Origin of the sequence: Microcystis sp. LE19-8.1F (genome assembly GCF_027531715.1) — a bacterium.
GTDB classification, from domain to species: Bacteria; Cyanobacteriota; Cyanobacteriia; order Cyanobacteriales; family Microcystaceae; genus Microcystis; species Microcystis wesenbergii_A.
The window spans coordinates 1-18,924 of the sequence record NZ_JAPZSO010000133.1 but is presented as its reverse complement, the minus strand read 5'-3'; the positions used below and the strand labels follow the sequence as shown (position 1 = coordinate 18,924).

Here is an 18,924-nt window from a genome sequence, read left to right as displayed (position 1 = left end):
AGATTTAATCAGCCAACCCTAATTAAAAAGAATACACGGCTGTTTTGATATTTTGGTAGTTATCATCTAGGTCTGATTCTAGGAGAATAATCGCAGTAATTCTTCTAGTCATCTCGCTGACTTCCTGCACTTCTGCGATAGTTAATCCCCGTCCTAATAATTTTTCCTCGCGATAACTTAGCCATTTTTTAATGACTTGATAACCCCCGATGGTATATTCCCAAACCTGGGCCGGTATATTTTGCCAATAGGCTCGATCATTGAGATAAATATCATAGGTGGTCGTTCCTAATAATTTTCGCATTTCTGGGCTAATTACGCTCATTTCTGCGGTTGTATATTGTCTGGCGATCGCTTTTCCTTTACCCGGCATTGTCACGCCATTTTTACCCCCGTGTCCCCAACCGAGGTTAATAATTAAATCCCCCTTATCTGGGTTTAAATTTCCCCCATCAGTGCAGGAAATCAAGGCGATTTTTTGCAGTGCAGGGGTCGGTTTTTTGGTGACTCCTATAACGGGGTTTTCTGTGTCTAAAAGAGAGGCGATCAATTGTCCTAGTTGGGCAGATTTAATTAATAATTCTTGGCTATTGGGAAGGGGAATCCTTGGGAAGTCTTGACGAATACCGTCGGCATTTTCCCCAAGATACAAGGGGGAGTACCCAATCGCTAACGAGTGCAGCCAAATTAAGGAGGCATTCTCGATATTTTCATCAAGATTATTAATACCCAGTTCATTTAAGTATTGACGAGATTTTTCTGAAAGATTGGCTGTTAGAGTGGTGTCGATAAATTCTTGTGTATTGAATAGTTGCTTTGAATATTTTTGTGTTTTTTGCTTACTTTCGGGTTTAAGTAAAATTGGAAAATGTCTTGCGTGTCCAGATATACAATCATAGTCACAAACTAACTTAGAAAAATAAAATGGAGAACCTTCTGGAGATTTATCCGCAGTATCACGAGATATTAAAAACGAATTTAAAATAATCTCTTTTTGTGCTAATAATTCAGGACTGGGACGTGAAAAAAGAGGTTGAATTTCACTATCTAAATAGGCTAGGCGAATATCAAAAGGCTTAAAAGGATAGGGAATTATTTTATCTGGTTTATAACTAACATTATCTCTCAACTTTGCTTTTCTGCTTTTTTCGGCTTTAAACTCACCTGAAGACTTCATCCAACGAGGGGCTATAGCTTCTATCTCTTGATCGGTTTTATTGGGGTCTAAATATAATTCGATTAATTCCAGTTGATTACGATCTGTCTTATAGACAATTAAAGAATTACCTCTCCTTTCTACTGGTCCATTGAAAGGCATTATTTTACATAAATCTGTTAACTTTGGCCATGCTAAATAGTGAGAGGAAACATCGGAGGGACGGAAAGAATAACGATTAGATTGTTCTGGGTTAGAGACTTGATACAAAGAATCAAAATCTTGATTATTTAAACTATCTAATAACTGTTCTCGTTTAGCAACTCCCCAGAAATGGCGAAAATAGACATCAACATTTTTATTCCTTACTTCCTTTCTTACCATTAGTCCGATAGTTGTCCCGACTCGAATCCCTTCCTTATTGTATTGAGTAGAAAAAACACTAGGATCGGGATTACCTTCAGGGGTTAACTTTCCTGTTTCGCGACTATCCCCATTGAGACAATCAAACCAAAGACGATCAAATTCTTGTAAAAATCTTTGACGCATCACCACAAAAGAAGGATCACCGAGATAGGAAAAATTAGAAATATAACAAACAACCCCTTTACCGGTATTTTCTGAAATACATCTTTCCGCTAAACGAAAAAAGCGCACATATAACTCATCCAAATTAAACTTTTTAATCCCCCAATCGGAGATTAAACCCTGTTTATACACTTCCACTAAACCTGCTTCTTCTGCGGGACTGGTTCCAGCAAAAGCATTGTAGGGAGGATTACCGAGAATAACTAAAATCGGTTTACCGCGCTTAACTTCATCAGCTGCCTCTCGTTCCTTATTTAACTCCGGAAAACTCAATTGTAGCTGTTGAATTTTCTGTTTACTTTCCTCATCGGGAGGTTGCCAACCGGTTAAAGCATTAGTCAGATAAATCCCCACCCGTTCACTATCTTCTATTAAAGGTACACCCAAACTTTGCAGGAATAAACCTAATTGTAGATGAGCGACGACAAAAGGAGCGGTTAAAATCTCGAAACCGAAAATTCTTTCTATGGCTGCCTTTTTCACCAAAGCCATGGCTAAAGCACCCGCGCCATTTTCCTGTAAAGTATCGGTAATATAGCGCAAAACCTCGACTAAATAAGCACCGGTTCCACAGCAAGGATCGAGAATATAAACATCGGGATTAGCTAAACCGTCCTCGATATTTAATTCTTCTCGTAAAACTCGATCGACTCGCGCTACCATATAGCGAACAATTTCCGGAGGAGTGTACCAAACTCCCAATTCTTTGCGTAAATCGGGATCAAAAGCTTGCAAAAATGGTTCATAGAAATACTGTACCGCTTGTCCCTCATCGAATTGACGAAAAAATTCCTCTCGTCGCACTCGATTTAAAGCTGCACCCGTCCAATTCAAAACTTCTACTAATCCCAAAGATTTTAACTTACTCGGTGCGGCGATCTGCTCAAATAGGATCGCTAACATGGGAACATGGAGATGGTGGGCTGCGGATTTCCAATCGAACTTATCCTCTTTATCCTCGCGATTGAGGTTTTGCTTGTGCCATAATACCCAAGCGGAAAATAAACCATAAAAGAGGGTTTGCACGAGGGTAGAACGGAAAAATTTATTTCCCTGTTCCCGTTCAAATTTGATACCTAGGGCATTTTCTAAAGCTTGACGAATATTGGCCAGAGCGGGAAGATCGGAATGATGTTCTAAGCGTGCTTTTGCGTCCCGCGCATAGGAAGCAAGAAACCAAGCAACATCGGCCGGTGAGGTGATAGGAGCCGCCTGTAAAAGCACTCTCTTTAGGTATTCTAAGAGGCTATCACCGTGTTCGGCGGCAAATTTGGATGGATTTGAGGTTTTTAGCCAAAACTCGGCTTCTGACGGGGCTAAACTATAGGCTTCTAATTCCACCGGTTGACCTTGGCTATTGCGACCGATGAGCAGAAAATCGCGATAATTGCTGACTAATACTTGACCGTATTTTTGCCAGTATTTTTGTACTTGTTCGCTGGCGGCGATTTTTTTGATATCTTCTTTGGTTCCCTTAATCTCGATCGCGCCTCTTTCGGGAAAAATCGCCGTAAAAGGTTCTAATTCTTGATTTTTGGGGAATTGATCGACGTTAAAAAGTCCCCCGTCCGGCAATCCCGCACCCTGATTTCTGAGGTTGATAATGCAGCGGACTCGCGGTTTTAGGGTTTTACCGATTTCGTTAAGGAGAGTTTCAAGAGTGCCGTAGTAGGAGGTTTCTTTTACGGCTGCTTGGGAGGAGTGGATTTCGTGCAGGTTGCGAAAATAATTAACGAGGGGATTCATTAGGAGTGTTGTAAAAATCAAAAATTGTTGTTAGGGTTAGGAGTCGGTCGTTAGGAGAATTAGGAATGAATAATAATTAACTAAGTAGTCTATTTACATATTTTATGCTATTTAATCCTTATTTGTGCCGTTTTTGAACCCTCAAAGGCTCTTGTCTGAGTGCATGGGTGTCTGTGCTAACCAAGAAGTTAATTTTGTCCTACTACTGCTTGTTCTAAGGCTCTGCCTTGGAACATAATATATAAGTGGGGTTTCCCCATCACTATAAGCTGTTTTATTTGAGCTTGATAGCCCACCTCAACCTGATGGAGGTACAATTAATAGATCTCTGGTAAAAGTCCTAAATCCCTCAATCCAAAATCCAAAATTAGAAATCTTCAATTTCTCTGATTTATGCAAGAGGTATAATGTGAAATATCAAATTCAATTCAAGCCTAAAGCTATCAAAGACTTAGAAAAACTTTCTTCTCAAGATCGGACTAGGATTATGGCTAAAATTGAAGCAATGAAGGATAATTTACAAGGAGATGTCAAGCAATTAAAGAATTTTACGCCTAATTATCACTTAAGGGTGGGTAACTATCGAATTCTATTTGAGGTTGAAGAAATCACTTTAAAATATCTACAATTAAATTAAGGAGAAAACAATGATTGAATTACATCCTGAATTCTTAATCAAAAATGGCAAAAAAGAATTTGCTGTTTTAACTTATGAGGAGTTTATGAAAATTAAAGAAATCTTAGAAGACTTAGAGGATTTGGAAGATTTAATACAGGCAAAAGAAGAAGAAAAAGATAGTCAAACTTATTCTCTAGATGAGGTTAAGAAGATGCTAAATATTGATTGATTGCTTGTATCTTGCTTTAATTCTACTATTTCGCAGATGGGAAAAAATAGAGTTCCCCTTGTATCTCTAAATCCGGCTCGTTTTCCTACTTTTCGACAGTTTTCGTCTATTTCACAAGAATATACACAGTCATAACCAACGCTCTCGAAAGCTAATCTAAATCCTCCAATACCAGCAAAAAGATCGATAAATCTGAGTTTTTCGTTTGTCATTGCCAAATTATGACATCAAAGAAATTAATCAATGGGTGCGTTAACCAAGAGTAACGCACCCCGAGGAAATTACACCGAAGTTAAGGTTTTCTCCGCGCTAATTTGCGCTTCGGGACTATCCGCTTCCGAGGGAGGGACTACTTGCCAGAATTGACCGAGATAGCTATCCCAATTAGCTAAAATTAACTTACCTTTGGGGCTATTAGTGCGTTCTACATGGGCCTCAATTAAAGATTTTAACTGTTCCGCACCGGCAGCCGTGGCAACCCGTTGAATCTTGACAATTTCGGGGTTAAGTTTCTCCGGTAGGGACGGATCAAGGATATAAGCTAATCCTCCTGTCATCCCGGCGCCGACGTTGCGACCGACGGAACCAAGCACGACAATTACCCCCCCGGTCATGTATTCACAGAGGTGATCCCCGGCCCCTTCGATAACTGCTTTCCCGGTGGAATTGCGAACAGCAAAGCGTTCACCAGCGCGACCATTAACGTATAATACCCCACCGGTAGCCCCGTAGAGACAGGTATTACCGATAATAGCGTTATCTTCGGGCTGATAATTGGCGTTTTGGGGCGGTACGATGACAATTTCGCCGCCGTAGATGCCTTTACCCACATAATCGTTAGCTTCTCCCTCTAAATGGAGATTGACACCGGGTAAATTAAAGGCTCCGAAACTTTGACCGGCCGCACCCTGGAAATTGAGCTTAATTTCGCCTTCAAAGCCATCATTACCGTATTTTTGGGCAATTACCCCCGCAATTCTCGCCCCGACAGAGCGATCGGTATTGACAATCCTGTAGGTTTTGCTGACGGTTCCCTGTTGCTCGATCGCCTGTTTAATCTCGCTATCGGCTAGAATATCGTCATCGAGAACAGCACCGTTACTATGTACTTCCTCGTGCTGCAACCAAGAGCGATCGCTACGGCCATCGGGTAAATTCAACAAACAATCGAGATTGAGGGATTCTGTCTTAGTTAAACGAGCATCGGAGCGCACTTTTAACAGATCTGCCCGGCCAATCACCTCATTTAAACTGTGATAGCCTAATTTCGCCAATAATTGCCGCGTTTCCTCAGCCACCAAAGTAAAGAAATTGACCAGATGAGCGGGAATTCCAGGAAAACGAGCGCGCAGACGTTCCTGCTGAGTAGCGACTCCCACAGGGCAATTATTCGTGTGACAGACGCGGGCCATGATACACCCCTCGGCAATCATGGAAATGGAACCAAAACCGAATTCCTCCGCACCCATGAGAGCAGCCATGAGGATATCCCAACCGGTTTTCAGTCCCCCATCTGCACGCAAAATCACCCGATGACGCAGTTGATTTTCCATTAACATCCGATGCACTTCCGTCACTCCCAATTCCCAGGGACTACCCGCGTGTTTGATCGAACTTAGGGGTGATGCACCTGTACCACCATCGTGACCGGAAATCTGGATAATATCAGCGTTAGCTTTGGCAACTCCGGCCGCAATTGTGCCGATACCGATCTCGGCCACTAATTTGACGGAAACTTTGGCCCGGGGGTTAATTTGGTGTAAATCGTAGATTAATTGCGCTAAATCTTCGATCGAGTAGATATCGTGGTGAGGAGGGGGAGAAATCAAAGTTACTCCCGGTTTCGATCGCCGTAACATGGCAATATAGGAACTGACTTTTTTCCCGGGTAATTGACCTCCTTCTCCCGGTTTTGCTCCTTGGGCCATTTTAATCTCTAGCTGTTTTCCACTCATTAAGTATTCGGGAGTGACTCCAAAACGGCCCGAAGCTATCTGTTTAATGGCAGAATTAGCCGTATCACCGTTTTTTAAGCCGTTTAGATGGGGCATAGTCACGGAATGTCCTTCTGCATCCACATCGCTTAAGCTGGTGTAACGGATCGGATCTTCTCCCCCTTCTCCAGAATTGGACTTACCTCCGATACGATTCATGGCGATCGCTAGGGTTTCGTGTGCTTCCCGGCCCAAGGCACCGAGGGACATTCCCCCTGTGCAGAAGCGTTGCAGGATACTTTCGATCGATTCTACTGCTTCGATGGCAATTGAGGCTCGATCGCTGTTAAATTCTAATAGATCGCGCAATGCAGTGACAGGTCTTTGCTGCAAGATTTGACGATAGGTTTCGTAATGGTCATATCCTTCACCTTGGGAGTGAGCGGCCACGGCTTTATGGAGTGCTTTCGCCATTTCCGGGGAATTCATGTGGTATTCTCCCCCCGGACGGTAGTTGACAAAACCGTAGTTTTCTAGTTTTTTAGCGGTAAGATTGGGGAAAGCTTTACTATGGAATGCGATCGCTTCTTGGGCCACCTCAGCAATGCTTAAACCCCCGACGCGACTGGTAGTACCGTTAAAAGCTAGTTTAACTAAATCTGCCGATAATCCGATCGCCTCAAAAATTTGCGCCCCATGGTAGGAAGATAGGAGAGAAATACCCATTTTCGAGAGGATTTTCAGTAATCCCGCTTCTACGGATTTGCGGTAATTAATTAGGGCTTTTTCGAGGCTAATAGCTTCTAATTTGCCATTTTCCATCAATTTCTGAGTTTTTGGCTCGATCCACCACTGGGCGATCGTTTCTAGGGCCAGATAGGGACAGACTGCGGAAGCGCCATAACCAATTAGACAAGCGAAGTGATGGGTACTCCAACATTGGGCCGTGTCGATCACGATCGAAGCTTTTAAACGCAAGTGTGAGCGAATCAGGTGATGATGGACGGCACCAACGGCCAATAAAGGGGGAATATAGCTAGTTTTTTCGTCAATAGGAGCAGTTCTGTCACTGAGAATTAAAATTTCTGCTCCCGATGCTACTTTCTTGGCGGCCTCAGCGCATAAATCAGCGATCGCGGTTTCTAATCCCTGCGGTCCGGTGGTCAGATCATAAAGGGTAGAAAGTTCGGCTGTTTTGTAGCTAGAGGTTTTAACTTTGGCTAATTCCGCATTATTGAGCAGGGGAGAGTCTAATTTCAGTAAATGTGCGTCATCAACCCCTAATTTAAGTATATTGCCCCGTCGTCCCAGATACATAGTCAAGGACATGACTAAACTTTCCCGTAAGGGATCGATGGGGGGGTTAGTAACTTGGGCAAAACGTTGTTTAAAGTAATCGTAGAGAAGATGGGGTTTACTGGAGAGGACCGCTAGGGGAGTGTCATCACCCATACAGAAAGTCGGTTCTTTTCCCTGTTCTGCCATGGGAACGATAATCATATCCACATCTTCGGCAGTATAACCGAAAGCGGTTTGCCGGGGAAGGAGATGACTAGGAGCGGGAATGTCGATCGCTGTTTCTTTGTCAATAAAGGTGCGTTGGGATTTAACCCATTCACCGTAGGGATTAGCTCGGGCAATTTCCTGTTTAATCGGCCAATTACGCTTAATTTCGCCTTTTTCCAGATCCACCGCGAGCATTTGACCGGGGCCGAGACGACCTTTTTCGATAATGGTGGTTTCATCGAGGGGAATAGTTCCCGCTTCCGAGGAAACGACGATATAACCGTTGTTAGTAATGCTATAACGGGCCGGTCGCAAACCGTTGCGATCCAAACAAGCGCCGACGATTCCCCCGTCACTGAATACCAGTAAAGCCGGACCGTCCCAGGGTTCCTGTAAACCGCTATAGTATTCGTAGAAGTCGATAATTTCGGGATAATCCTGTAAATCCGGCTGATTATTGTAGGCCTCCGGCACTAGGATCATAGCTGCTTCTAGGGGACTGCGACCGGTTCTCACCAATAATTCTAGGGCGCTATCGAGGTTATAGGAGTCGCTGTTAGCGGGGTTAACAATGGGAGTCAGGGATTGTAATTCTTCGTGGGTCCAACCTTCCGTTTCTAAAGCGGGTTCCCGGGCCGACATCCAGTTAATATTGCCCAAAAGGGTGTTAATTTCGCCGTTATGACCCAATAAGCGCATCGGTTGAGCGAGGGGCCATTTCGGTTGGGTATTGGTGCTAAAACGACGGTGATAAATAGCAAATTGACTGCTATAGGCGGTATTTTGCAGGTCTAGATAAAATTCTCGCAGGATTTCGCCCCGTACCATGCCTTTATAGACAATGGTGCGACAGGAAAAGGAGCAGAAATAGAAATCATCGGCCAGTTGCTTACCGACTTCAGAACGGGCAATATAGAGTAGGCGATCGAATTGAGAACCGGCTAAATCGGGGGAAGTCACCAGAATTTGCTCGACGTAGGGTTGATTTTCCCTTGCTTGTCTTCCGAGGACTTCGGGACGGACGGGAACAGCGCGCCAACCTAAAATCTTAATATTATATTTATTGACAATTTCTTCGATGTGTGCTTTAGCGTCGGCGCGTTCTTGGACCGCTTGGGGAAGAAAGACCATACCCACCCCTAGTCGCTCAGATTCTGGCATATTTAAGCCATTTTCGGCAAACCAAGGAGCGAGGATATACCTGGGGATAGCGGTCATCATACCGGAACCGTCACCGGAATCCTGATCGGCGCTGCAGCCTCCCCGGTGTTCCAAACAACCTAAGGCTAAAAGGGCCTGTTCAATCAGTTGATGGCTGCCAGAACCGCGCACATCGGCAATAAAACCGACTCCGCAAGCGTCCCGTTCCTCTACGAGCCATCGGGGACCCCAATAGGGATCGATTTGGTGTATATTGTCGGTTTTTGGGTTATTTTGTTGCGCCATAGAAGTTATCCTTACGGTCGTTGTCTAGAAGGGTGGGATAGTTGGTCTGCTGAAAGGGTCAATCTAGAAGAGAATTTTTTTTGATCTTGCCGTTTCGATTGTCGCTGATTTTTCCTAATTTTTGCCTGTTGCCATCTTTATCTTGGCCGGTCTGAGGAATCACAGGTGATCTACCATGATATAGTAGCTCTCAGGAATTGTCATCGAAAATCCCCTAGGCAGGATGGGGGTGAAACATCTAAATTTCCCTGTTCTATCCATTGCCAGCCAAATATACACCTTTATCTTCTTACAATAAACCAAAGACCACATTTGATCACACTCTATAACTAATTGGCCTTTTGATTTTTCAACAAACCTTTACTTAACGGGGGACAGCCACCAATTTATTGTTGGCGTAATTTTGTAACCATGACCAACTTACACCTGTAACTCTGGCAATACTTCCTGGAGAAATTCCTGATAAATTTCTGGAACTGAAAAGTTTTTCTGTCGGGCCAGTTAACCATCTATGGAGAAAAGAAATTAGCATGATGTTTTTTAGATTGGGATAAAAGGTTAAGATTCTCTAAAACTAAGGGCAATTTTGACAAGTAATATCCACTATAAATAAGGATAAGCATAACTGTTTCGCCTGTAATCTGGCACTCCTTCTACAGCCTTTCTCGTCAAGGTGAAGCACAATCTGAGAAACGCTGTAATAGCTATTTCAGTCATTTATTTTATTTGCCTTTACTTCAATAGATATCATAGCATTTAGAACGCAATAGTCCTGAATCACAAAGAAGATTGAAGAATACATTTTGCTTCCAATAACAGCAATTTTTCATTCTCAAAAACCGTGCATTGTTCCTTGAGATTAGTAAGGACAGGAACAGAACCTTGTTCTAACTTTTGTAAAGCTTCTTCGGTGGCAGGCTGAAACTGTTTTAGCCAAGAATTGTTACGAACATAATCAGAAGTTAAAGACCCCTTGTCTAATAACCAAAAATCTATTCCATACTTATTGATAAAAGTTTTGACTACTTCTAAATTATCGCTATATTGAGAGTTAATAGAATCAGTTACTCGTGAACGAAACTGATTGTAATAGCCTAGCTCATAAGGAACATCAAATTTGGGGGCAGCTAAAACTGAACGTTGGGCAAAGCTTGGTAAATTAGATGCTTCGTTGGACAGGGAAGCAATTAGTATATCTTTTGGTTGTTGTGCCAAAAACTGATATAGTTCTTTTTCCATTCCATAGTTATAACCATGAGTAGAGGTGAGATTTAAAAAACGACTGGGATAGAGTAGAAAAATTATGGCTAGGAGTAATACAATTACCTGAGCTAATATTTGTTTTTTATTCTGGAGTTTTTGGTTTTTATTATTACCCTGAGATACCCATTTTTCTAGGAAGCAAATAAAAGCATCTACAACTATAATTAAAGTCATGGCACTAGCCAGACAAATAACATACAAAAGTGAGTGGGCATAGCGACTGGGAAGATAAAGCTTGAATAGCAAGGCATGGGCTAAAAAGAATAGAAATAAAGATACAAAAATGATTTGGCTCAGAATTGTAGTGGCAGAAGTAACCCGATTGGCTAAAGGAAAACGAGATGGATAGCGTAGTAAAATCGGTAAGAATAAGCCTAAGAATAAAATTTGACTAGAAAAAAGCCAATTAAGTTGTAAACTACTGCGACTATTTCTACTAGCAAACCAGTAATTCCACCAGTTTTGACCAAAAAACACTACTGAACCTCTGGTCTGAAACTGTGGCCAACTTTTAGCCTGTGCGACCGTAATCATTGGTCCATATTCGGAAGAACTCAAAACATATGGTAAAAGCACCAAAAAAGTGACAACTAATCCTGCACCGCATAAAAGAAAATTACTTGGCTCTAGGGACGGATGCGGCCATCCTTTTCGCCAACGTAATAATCTTAAAACCAGAATTCCACCACTTACAAGAAGATAGGGTGGATAAAATAAACCTTGCAGGACAATAGTCACTAAGCAAGGCCAGAAAGAGCGGCGTAGTAGATAGTATAAAAATGCTAAAAATAGTAAAGGACCAAAAGCTCTTGGTGTACTACCAGACAGTAAGACCCCGGTAATTTTTTGATTGAGTAAAACGGTAAAAATAAATCCCACTGCTGGCACAGGTAACAACTGTCGTGCTAAAACAAAGCCATAGCTTGTTGTCAGCAAAAGCAAGGGGATAGGCAACAATTTACTCAAAAGGATGGGGTTGATTCCTAGACTAGCAAAGGTACGATAAAGTGCAGTATAGCCGGCTGGTAGAGATGATAAAAAGTAGTCACCTATAAAATCTTGAGGGAATAGAGATGATTGCCAAAAACGCAATAGCCAAGTTACATGAAATCTGGCATCTTCTTGGATAGCATATTCACTATTAAAACCAGCTTTTACCAAAACAATAATGTTAATTATTGCAAAAATTAAACTTAAACTGAACCAAAATAAATTTCTGGCACTGAAGAATTTTTCGGTGGGGCCAGTTAACCATCTATGGATAAAAGAAATTAGCATAATGTTTTTCAGATTGGGATAACAGGTTAAAATTCTCTCAAACAAAGTGCGATTTTAACAAGCAATATCCACTATAAATAAGGACAAGCATAACTGTTTTGAGTTACTGGGGTGTTTATTTCGCCTGTAGTGAGTATCAGTGGGAGAGTCCACTATTTCACTGGTTCTCGTTAAGAATAGTTTAATTAAACAAATTAAAGTCAAAATAATTGGCAAAAATTTTCCACACGACTTGACATTTAATTTCTACTATAACTTTACTTATTATGGCTGGTGTACTTAACCAAATTGTCACAAAAAATGCTGACTATCCCGATATTTATTATCAAGTTCGTTTATCAATCATGTCTGCTAAAAGAGCAAACATTCCTGTTTGGGTTGTCGCTATTAATAGCAGTATAGTTCTTTCTGTGAGATCTTGATAAACAACAAGATCTTGAATTAAGGTAAATAAAAACCAAAGGAAAAAAAACCCAGAAATCGGTAGAAAAACCCGAAGTGGTGCAAAATACATTCCCACCCTGAGGATTAACTGGACAAAGCGCAAAGTATCGCGGATAGGCTTAATTTTACTGTTGCCTTGGCGAGCAAAATAGTCAATCGGTTCATAATGGACTAAATAACCATTAGTTAACATGGCTAGGGTAATCGTAGTGGTAAAACTAAAAGTATCGGGTAAGATAGTAAAAAATCTCTCTACCACGCTCTTACGAAAAACCCGTAAGCCACTATTAAGATCCAGAATGCGACTATTGGTAATCCATTCGGCAAAACGGACAAGAAACCACTTAGGAATTTTGCGAATTGTTGGATAAACGACATTAGCACCAGTGCGCGCCCCGACCACCATATCGGCATTCTCTAGCAGGGCAACTAATTGGGGAATTCTTTCGTTAGGATAGGTTCCATCCCCATCCGTAATCACGATTGCCCCATATTTAGCCTGTCTAATTCCCGTTTTTAGCGCCGCACCATAGCCACGATTTCTGGGATGTTCGATTACCCTAAATGTCATCAATTCCTGAAGTTCTCGCAAGATTTCACCCGTTCGATCCTTAGAACCATCATTAACCACCACAATCTCATAGGTACAATTAGAGAGTTTTAGTTGTTCTTGGAGAAGTTCTAAAGTCGGAGTAATACCCTTTTCCTCATTGTAGACGGGAATGACAATAGAAAAAGCATCACTGATCTTCTTTCTTGCTGAACTTGACGATAATTGACTCTCCAGTTTTGTACTGCTTTCCATTATTTCTAGGTGAATTGTTATTAGTTGAGCGGCTCATTATGATTGCTTTCTTCAGAGATATCCTCGTCAGAGTTAACCATAAGTAATCGGGCTAAATCAATTTCCTAGTCCAGACGGTAGACGGTCGACAGCCATCAGTTATCATTAGTCCGACTGTCTTTTCACTGATTACTGGTTACCGATTACTGATCAATATTTACTGGTTACAGACATAAAAAGCGTTCGAACTAGAGAAAGCCGAAGTCTGACACCAGTAGCGGCTTAGATGTGTAATTAGTTTTGCTTAGGTACATAATCATATCTAGTCAAAGGCCAGAGGAACTCAAGCAAAACTTTTCCTCAACCGCCCAGAACTTTCTGGCTGTGTCTAGGTAGTATATTCAATCTATGCTGAACAGCTATCAAGTCCTCAACCCTTCAGAACTTTTTGTACCTATCCAGTATATCAGTGTATATTGAACAGTTGTCAAGTCCTTCAAAAAAAATTAAGGAATAGATTCATGGTAGAAAAATTAGGCATCGATTATTTTGACAAAAACCGCCCCCTGGCGAAACTTCACGGCAAGACCACCCTGCAAATGCGCCGCAAAATGTATGATTTTTTAGAGAATGCCGTGGATGGTGTGAGGGGAAAAAAATTTTTAGACCATGGTTCCACACCGGAAACCACCAGACAAGCGAGTAACTGCTTTATCCGCTGGTTGCTGGAAGATGATGCTAAGGTTTATGCCTGTTCTCCCGAAGAAATTAGCCATTTAGCGGCATTTTTCCCCGGATTAGTTGTCCTTGATTGGCCTCCCACACCTTCCCAAGTAGAAGGAATTGACTATATCATCTCATCGGCGGTTATCGAACACGTCGGCAATGAACAATCGCAGATTGAATACGTCAGCAGCCTGCTGCGATTATGTCCCCGCTTATTTATCACCACTCCTAATCGCTACCACTGGCTAGAATTTCATACGCGCTTGCCCCTCTTGCACTGGCTGCCGAGAAGTTGGCATCGCGCTGTCTTAAACTTAATTGGGATGAAGTTTTGGGCTAGTGAAAAAAATCTGCGCTTGCTTGCGGAAGATGAATTTGCCCGTATTATTGAACAAGCTGCCCGAATTAATGGTTTAAAAGTTACTCTCCACTGGTATAAGCCGAAATTTCTGGGCTTAGTGTCTAATCTCTGCGTTTTAGTTAACTAAGGCTGTCAGTCCTAAAACCACAAATCTATTCCTGGCCACAAACAGAAAATAAGTTATCAAAAAAAGACGAAAAGAAGGGACTTTTTCCGATAATAAAGGGCAGAGTTAGACCTGCCCTTTGATCTTCTTTCTTGGCACTGATTAATGATTAATGATTAACGTCAGTTCGGGATAAGGGGGGAAGGAAAAGAGGGCGGCTAGTAAGCTGAAAAATATATAACCATATCCTCGATAGTTCCAGTACCCCCAACTCCAGTGCAGTCTTAACGAGTAATTTAGGTAGTCAACGGCTTACTATTGAGGCAATGGGGACAAATTCAGGACAAGACTTTCCCTAAACAGGCGGGTAAATCGGCCAATTTTTCCACCACTGTCACCCCAGCTTCTTGAAAATGACGTAAGCTATCTTTTCTGGTATTCTTAGCGGCAACAGAGTAGGAAAGTTGGTTAGAAATAATTGTTTCTGTATCGCCGAAATTGGTTTCAATCGCTGCATTTAATCCCACAAGATAGGCAATCACCGGTTTTTCGATCGCCGAGGCAATATATTTGGCTGCCTCGATTTCGGCCTTTCCTCCCACCTGACTGACGAGGAGAATCGCCTCGGTATTGTCATCTTCCTCAAAAACCTGCAACCATTGGGACAAATTGGAGCCAATAATGCCATCAGTACCCAAATTTACCGCCATAGATTCACCATACCCCGCTGCTGTTAAAGTTTTCGCCACCTCATCCCCTATGCGATCGCCGCGTGTGATCAGACCGATTGTCCCTGATTGATAAAAGTTCGGTTCACAAATACCCAACCAAAGATAATTGGGAATAATTACACCTTGGCTGCCGGGTCCGAGAATTAATGTCCCGGTGGTACTAGCTATCTTTAATAATTCCACCAGATCCAAGGGGGGAACTCCGGGGGTGACGATAATTAATTGGGGAATACCTGATGCGATCGCTTCTAAGGCCGCATCTAGGACTTGATTGGGGGGGACTAAAATTAAACTGGTTTGGATTTCTCCGGCTTCAGCAACGGCCTCGGCCACTAGATCAAACACTGGTATCTCTGCGATTATCTCACCACCGGGGCCACTAGCCACCCCCGCTACCAAACAGGTTCCCTGAGCTTTCAATCGTGCCGCATAATATTTGCCTAGGGGTCGATCGATCCCTTGCATAATTATCTGATCTTTATCTGTCCATTTCATATATTAAGTGTTGGGAGTTGTTTCAGTTATCTAGGCTAATTTAATTGCTGCAGTGACCACCTCTTCTAAAGACTCTAACCAATGAAAGTTAACATCAGCTAAACTCTGACTGAGATCGATCGCTTTGCTGTCAGCTAGGACGCGAAAAATTATTTGTGGTGGGGTGGGATTGAGAAAAGATCGGGGTTCCAAGGTTTGTCTTTCCTGTCGGGTGGCCCGGATCGTTCTTTCGCCGCTGCCCCGGCCGGGTGATAATGGGCTATAACTGCGGTAGTAATTGCTAATACTCTCGATCGCTTTTTGGCCAAAGTCGGGATAACTGATAATATCAACGATAACCACTTTTAAATTAGGCAATAGTTGGAATTGTTGCAGACCGGCCTCTATTTGCTCGTTTAATTGCTCTAATTCTAGTCTTTCCTCCAGTATAAGCCATGCCGCCAGTTTTGCCCCTTTGCTGGCTAAGGCATCCCAGACAGTGGACATCAAACCCTGGCCATTACTGATCATCGCTATTCGGCCGGTTTGATCAATTATCGACCAAGGGGATTGTAATTGGGGTGGGGTCAAAGCTAGGAGATCGAGATGTCTAGCTAAAGCGGCATCATTAACACTTATTTTGCCATCTAGGGCCATCACTTCCCCGGCTTCGTTGATACCCAGGGGATTAATCTCGATAATATCGAGATCTTTGCTGACAAAGAGACTATACATTTTTTCGAGAATTTGACTGATAGACTCGATCAAAGACCCTCTTAAACCCATAGATACGGCTAATTGCCGACAGAGATAGGGGGAAAATCTCGCTTCGATGACCACTTTTTGCATGGTTGCCAGTAAACTGTCCACATCCATCCCCCCTTGACTCGCACCCAGTAAAACTGGTCTTTGCAGATGATAATCGAGTAAAATGGCTAAAAATATCTCCTGTTGCGGATTATACCGGGCTTCTGCTAAGATTACCTCTGGATATTCTCCGGCGATCGGTAAATGAAAGATAGCATGGGCAGCAGCGATCGCATCAATGGTATTAGCGACAAATCTTACTCCTCCTGCTTTTCCCCGGCCTCCCGTGCGTACCTGGGACTTCAGCACGATCGGATAGGGAATGTTTAATCTTTTTAGTCCCCCCGGTTCGTGGATTGGTTGGGAAGGTAAAATGGGGATGCCGACTTGAGCAAATATTTCCTTGGCTTGGTATTCGAGTAAATCCATAATTGATTAATTGATAAAGTGGCGATTCTCTCTTTGCTCGTTTCGGTAGCTTGGGGACTATGAAGATTATTTTAGCAACAGCATCCAGTTCACGGGTGATCAGGGAGAATATTCTTGGTTTATAGGGATGGGGGATCTGTAGTGAAGTCAATCTCGATCGCAAAAATTGAAGTTAATTCGATCGGGTGATTTTTTTTTTGATAGGATTGAACCTATAATTTTCCCATAAATAGTTCTTGTTCTCCATTAACCGTGCCAAACTAAGAACTGCGGACAAATCAAGAGTTTTGGCGTTTTAATAGACCAAATAAACTAATAACTGGCAATTAGTAGGAAATCTCAGTTATTTTTTGCTAAAATTCCCCTTTTTACCGCATTTTCTTGCTTGGAAACAAACTTTTTTCCGCTTTCGTCTCTATTTTTAATTCCCTCCCACTAGGAAACTCAAGGGTAAGATGCTAAATTTTCAAAAGCAGGGTCGTCATCATCCTCAGACCCTATTAACAATGCTTTTAAGTGCTTCTTTCGTTGTGGTCTCCCTTTCCTTGACTCCTGCGATCGCACGTCAATTCGCCCCAATTAACCCGATTAAACCAATTCCTTTGGGGAATGATCAATTAATTCCTGCCGGGACGGACATCCCTGTAAAATACGAGCAAGGGGAAAAAATTCTTTTAACCAAACAAGAAACTTTTTCTTTATCTCTGACCGTCACCGATAATATCAAAAACTCCCAGGGACAGACAATTATTCCTGATGGTAGTCAGATTATCGGAGAAATTAAACCCGATGGTCAAGGTTCGCGTTTTTTATCCCAAAAAATCTTTTTAAAAACCCGTCAACCCCAAGAAAAATCTATTGATGCTATTTCGGCAGTTTTCACTCGTCTAGAAAGGATAATTAAAGGAGTTAACCCCGATAAAATTATTCAGGGTGCAGTATTAGGAAAATCGGCCGCTTCTGTCCTCGCTTCTTTTACTTCTGACCAACCGGTTAGCGAGGGATTATTACGAGGAGGGGGATTAGAAGTATTAGCCGGTTGGTTATTACGAGGAGAATCGGTGGAATTATTGTCAATTAACCCCAAAGAAGATTTAAAATTAACCCTTCGTTCTGATTTTACCGGTCAGTAACCTTAAAAAAATCTGGTGTGTTAGTTATTTATCTAACACACCAGCTATCTGGACTAAGCGGCGTTTTGCCGATACCATTCAATGGTTTTTCGCAAACCTTCTTTAAATTCCATTTGGGCAACAAAACCGAATTTTTCCCTAGCGCGGGTTGTATCTAAACAGCGTCGCGGTTGACCATTCGGTTTATCTATTTCCCAAACAATTTCGCCATCAAAACCCATTAAATCACAGATTAATTCGACTAAATCTTTGATAGAAATCTCATAATTTGTACCAAGATTAACCGGGTCTGATTCATTATAGAATTGGCTGGCCATGACAATGCCTCGTGCTGCATCGGTGGAGTAGAGAAACTCCCGGGTTGGACTACCATCTCCCCAGACAGGAAGTTGTTTATCTCCCCGTTGTTGTGCCTCATAAACCTTGCGAATTAAAGCAGGAATTACATGGGAACTACCCGGATCAAAATTATCCTCCGGCCCGTATAAATTCACCGGTAAAAGATAAATTCCGTTGAAACCATACTGCAAACGATAAGACTCTAATTGTACCAATAAAGCCTTTTTAGCGATACCATAAGGCGCATTGGTTTCTTCGGGATATCCTGACCATAAATCGTCTTCATGGAAAGGTACTGGAGTAAATTTTGGATAGGCACAAATTGTCCCCACACAGACAAATTTTTGCACTCCTGCTAGATAGGCAGCGTGAATTAATTGGGTTCCCATCATCAAATTATCATAGAATAATTCTGCGGGTTTTTCCCGATTGAGACCGATGCCTCCCACATGGGCCGCCAAATGGATAATTAAATCTTCTTCGTCGGCTAAACGTTGACAGTTTTCCCAAACTCTTAAATCACAATCTTTGGACCGAGGAATTGTAATTTTTTCGGGATTTGCCCCTGCTGCAATTAATTGATTAACTACTTGCCGACCTAAAAATCCGGCCCCCCCGGTGACGACGATTCTTTGTTCGCTTAAATTCAGCATATTTTTACCTCTTTAATCCACAGTTGTCATTGAACGATTGCGAAGATAAGCCAAATCTTTTAATAACTGTCCGCTATCACCACCGTTATTAAGATTAATCCCCAAAGCCGCTAAATCCGCATCTACCATTAATTTTACCAGTCCCTCGAACGTTACCGACGGCTGCCAGCCT

The 18,924-nt window shown here is 42.2% G+C and carries 13 protein-coding genes and 1 pseudogene; 4 read left to right on the top strand and 10 right to left on the bottom strand.

Translation table 11 applies throughout. The features are described from left to right. Window positions 1-22 precede the first annotated feature (22 nt). Window positions 23-3,490 carry a type ISP restriction/modification enzyme gene (locus tag O9334_RS13115; protein WP_288000484.1) on the bottom strand — a complete coding sequence of 1,156 codons (3,468 nt, stop codon included), beginning with the start codon at window positions 3,488-3,490 and terminating at the stop codon, window positions 23-25. 409 nt (window positions 3,491-3,899) lie between these two features. Between O9334_RS13115 and O9334_RS13110 the strand changes: the two genes are divergently transcribed. Together O9334_RS13110 and O9334_RS13105 are read left to right on the top strand one after the other, a co-directional pair. Beyond that, window positions 3,900-4,127 (top strand): type II toxin-antitoxin system RelE family toxin, encoded by a 228-nt coding sequence (locus tag O9334_RS13110; RefSeq protein ID WP_287701552.1) that lies wholly within the window; start codon window positions 3,900-3,902, stop codon window positions 4,125-4,127. Window positions 4,128-4,137: 10 nt separating this feature from the next. Further along, window positions 4,138-4,338: a hypothetical protein gene (locus O9334_RS13105; RefSeq protein ID WP_012265925.1), complete on the top strand. Its 201-nt coding sequence runs from the start codon at window positions 4,138-4,140 to the stop codon at window positions 4,336-4,338. Here the strand turns inward: O9334_RS13105 and O9334_RS13100 are convergent. The 5 genes from O9334_RS13100 to O9334_RS13080 all read right to left on the bottom strand — a co-directional run bounded on the left by O9334_RS13100 (window position 4,296) and on the right by O9334_RS13080 (window position 13,014). Beyond that, window positions 4,296-4,550 (bottom strand): DNA cytosine methyltransferase, encoded by a 255-nt coding sequence (locus tag O9334_RS13100; protein ID WP_079208643.1) that lies wholly within the window; start codon window positions 4,548-4,550, stop codon window positions 4,296-4,298. The genes O9334_RS13105 and O9334_RS13100 overlap by 43 nt on opposite strands. Before the next feature lie 69 nt (window positions 4,551-4,619). After that, a complete protein-coding gene (gene gltB / locus O9334_RS13095) occupies window positions 4,620-9,224 on the bottom strand; it encodes a glutamate synthase large subunit (RefSeq protein WP_288000483.1) in 4,605 nt (1,534 codons plus the stop codon). Between the two features lie 364 nt (window positions 9,225-9,588). Next, window positions 9,589-9,756, bottom strand: a complete 168-nt coding sequence (locus tag O9334_RS23175; protein ID WP_190380833.1) for a hypothetical protein — start codon at window positions 9,754-9,756, stop codon at window positions 9,589-9,591. A 245-nt stretch (window positions 9,757-10,001) separates the two neighbouring features. Further along, on the bottom strand, window positions 10,002-11,765 hold the full coding sequence (locus O9334_RS13085; protein WP_190380832.1) for a hypothetical protein: 1,764 nt from the start codon (window positions 11,763-11,765) through the stop codon (window positions 10,002-10,004). 325 nt (window positions 11,766-12,090) lie between these two features. Then, window positions 12,091-13,014, bottom strand: coding sequence for a glycosyltransferase family 2 protein (locus O9334_RS13080; RefSeq protein ID WP_045361921.1), 924 nt, complete (start codon window positions 13,012-13,014; stop codon window positions 12,091-12,093). A gap of 500 nt (window positions 13,015-13,514) precedes the next feature. On the opposite strand from O9334_RS13080, the gene O9334_RS13075 reads away from it, so the two are divergent. Then, the gene (locus O9334_RS13075) at window positions 13,515-14,207 is read left to right on the top strand and encodes a class I SAM-dependent methyltransferase (RefSeq protein WP_045361924.1); all 693 of its coding nucleotides are present in this window, start codon (window positions 13,515-13,517) and stop codon (window positions 14,205-14,207) included. Between the two features lie 317 nt (window positions 14,208-14,524). Here the strand turns inward: O9334_RS13075 and O9334_RS13070 are convergent, their stop codons facing one another. Together O9334_RS13070 and O9334_RS13065 are read right to left on the bottom strand one after the other, a co-directional pair. Then, window positions 14,525-15,412 carry a succinate--CoA ligase subunit alpha gene (locus tag O9334_RS13070; RefSeq protein ID WP_288000482.1) on the bottom strand — a complete coding sequence of 296 codons (888 nt, stop codon included), beginning with the start codon at window positions 15,410-15,412 and terminating at the stop codon, window positions 14,525-14,527. 30 nt (window positions 15,413-15,442) lie between these two features. After that, entirely contained in the window at window positions 15,443-16,627 is a 1,185-nt protein-coding gene (locus O9334_RS13065; RefSeq protein ID WP_288000480.1) for an ATP-grasp domain-containing protein, read from the bottom strand. 455 nt (window positions 16,628-17,082) lie between these two features. On the opposite strand from O9334_RS13065, the gene O9334_RS13060 reads away from it, so the two are divergent. Next, the gene (locus O9334_RS13060; RefSeq protein WP_288000478.1) at window positions 17,083-17,760 is read left to right on the top strand and encodes a hypothetical protein; all 678 of its coding nucleotides are present in this window, start codon (window positions 17,083-17,085) and stop codon (window positions 17,758-17,760) included. Window positions 17,761-17,813: 53 nt separating this feature from the next. Here O9334_RS13060 and O9334_RS13055 read toward each other — a convergent pair whose 3' ends face one another. Beyond that, window positions 17,814-18,752, bottom strand: coding sequence for a GDP-L-fucose synthase family protein (locus O9334_RS13055; protein WP_190381681.1), 939 nt, complete (start codon window positions 18,750-18,752; stop codon window positions 17,814-17,816). A gap of 12 nt (window positions 18,753-18,764) precedes the next feature. Next, window positions 18,765-18,924 (bottom strand): annotated as a pseudogene (locus O9334_RS13050) (GDP-mannose 4,6-dehydratase); the annotation flags it as partial.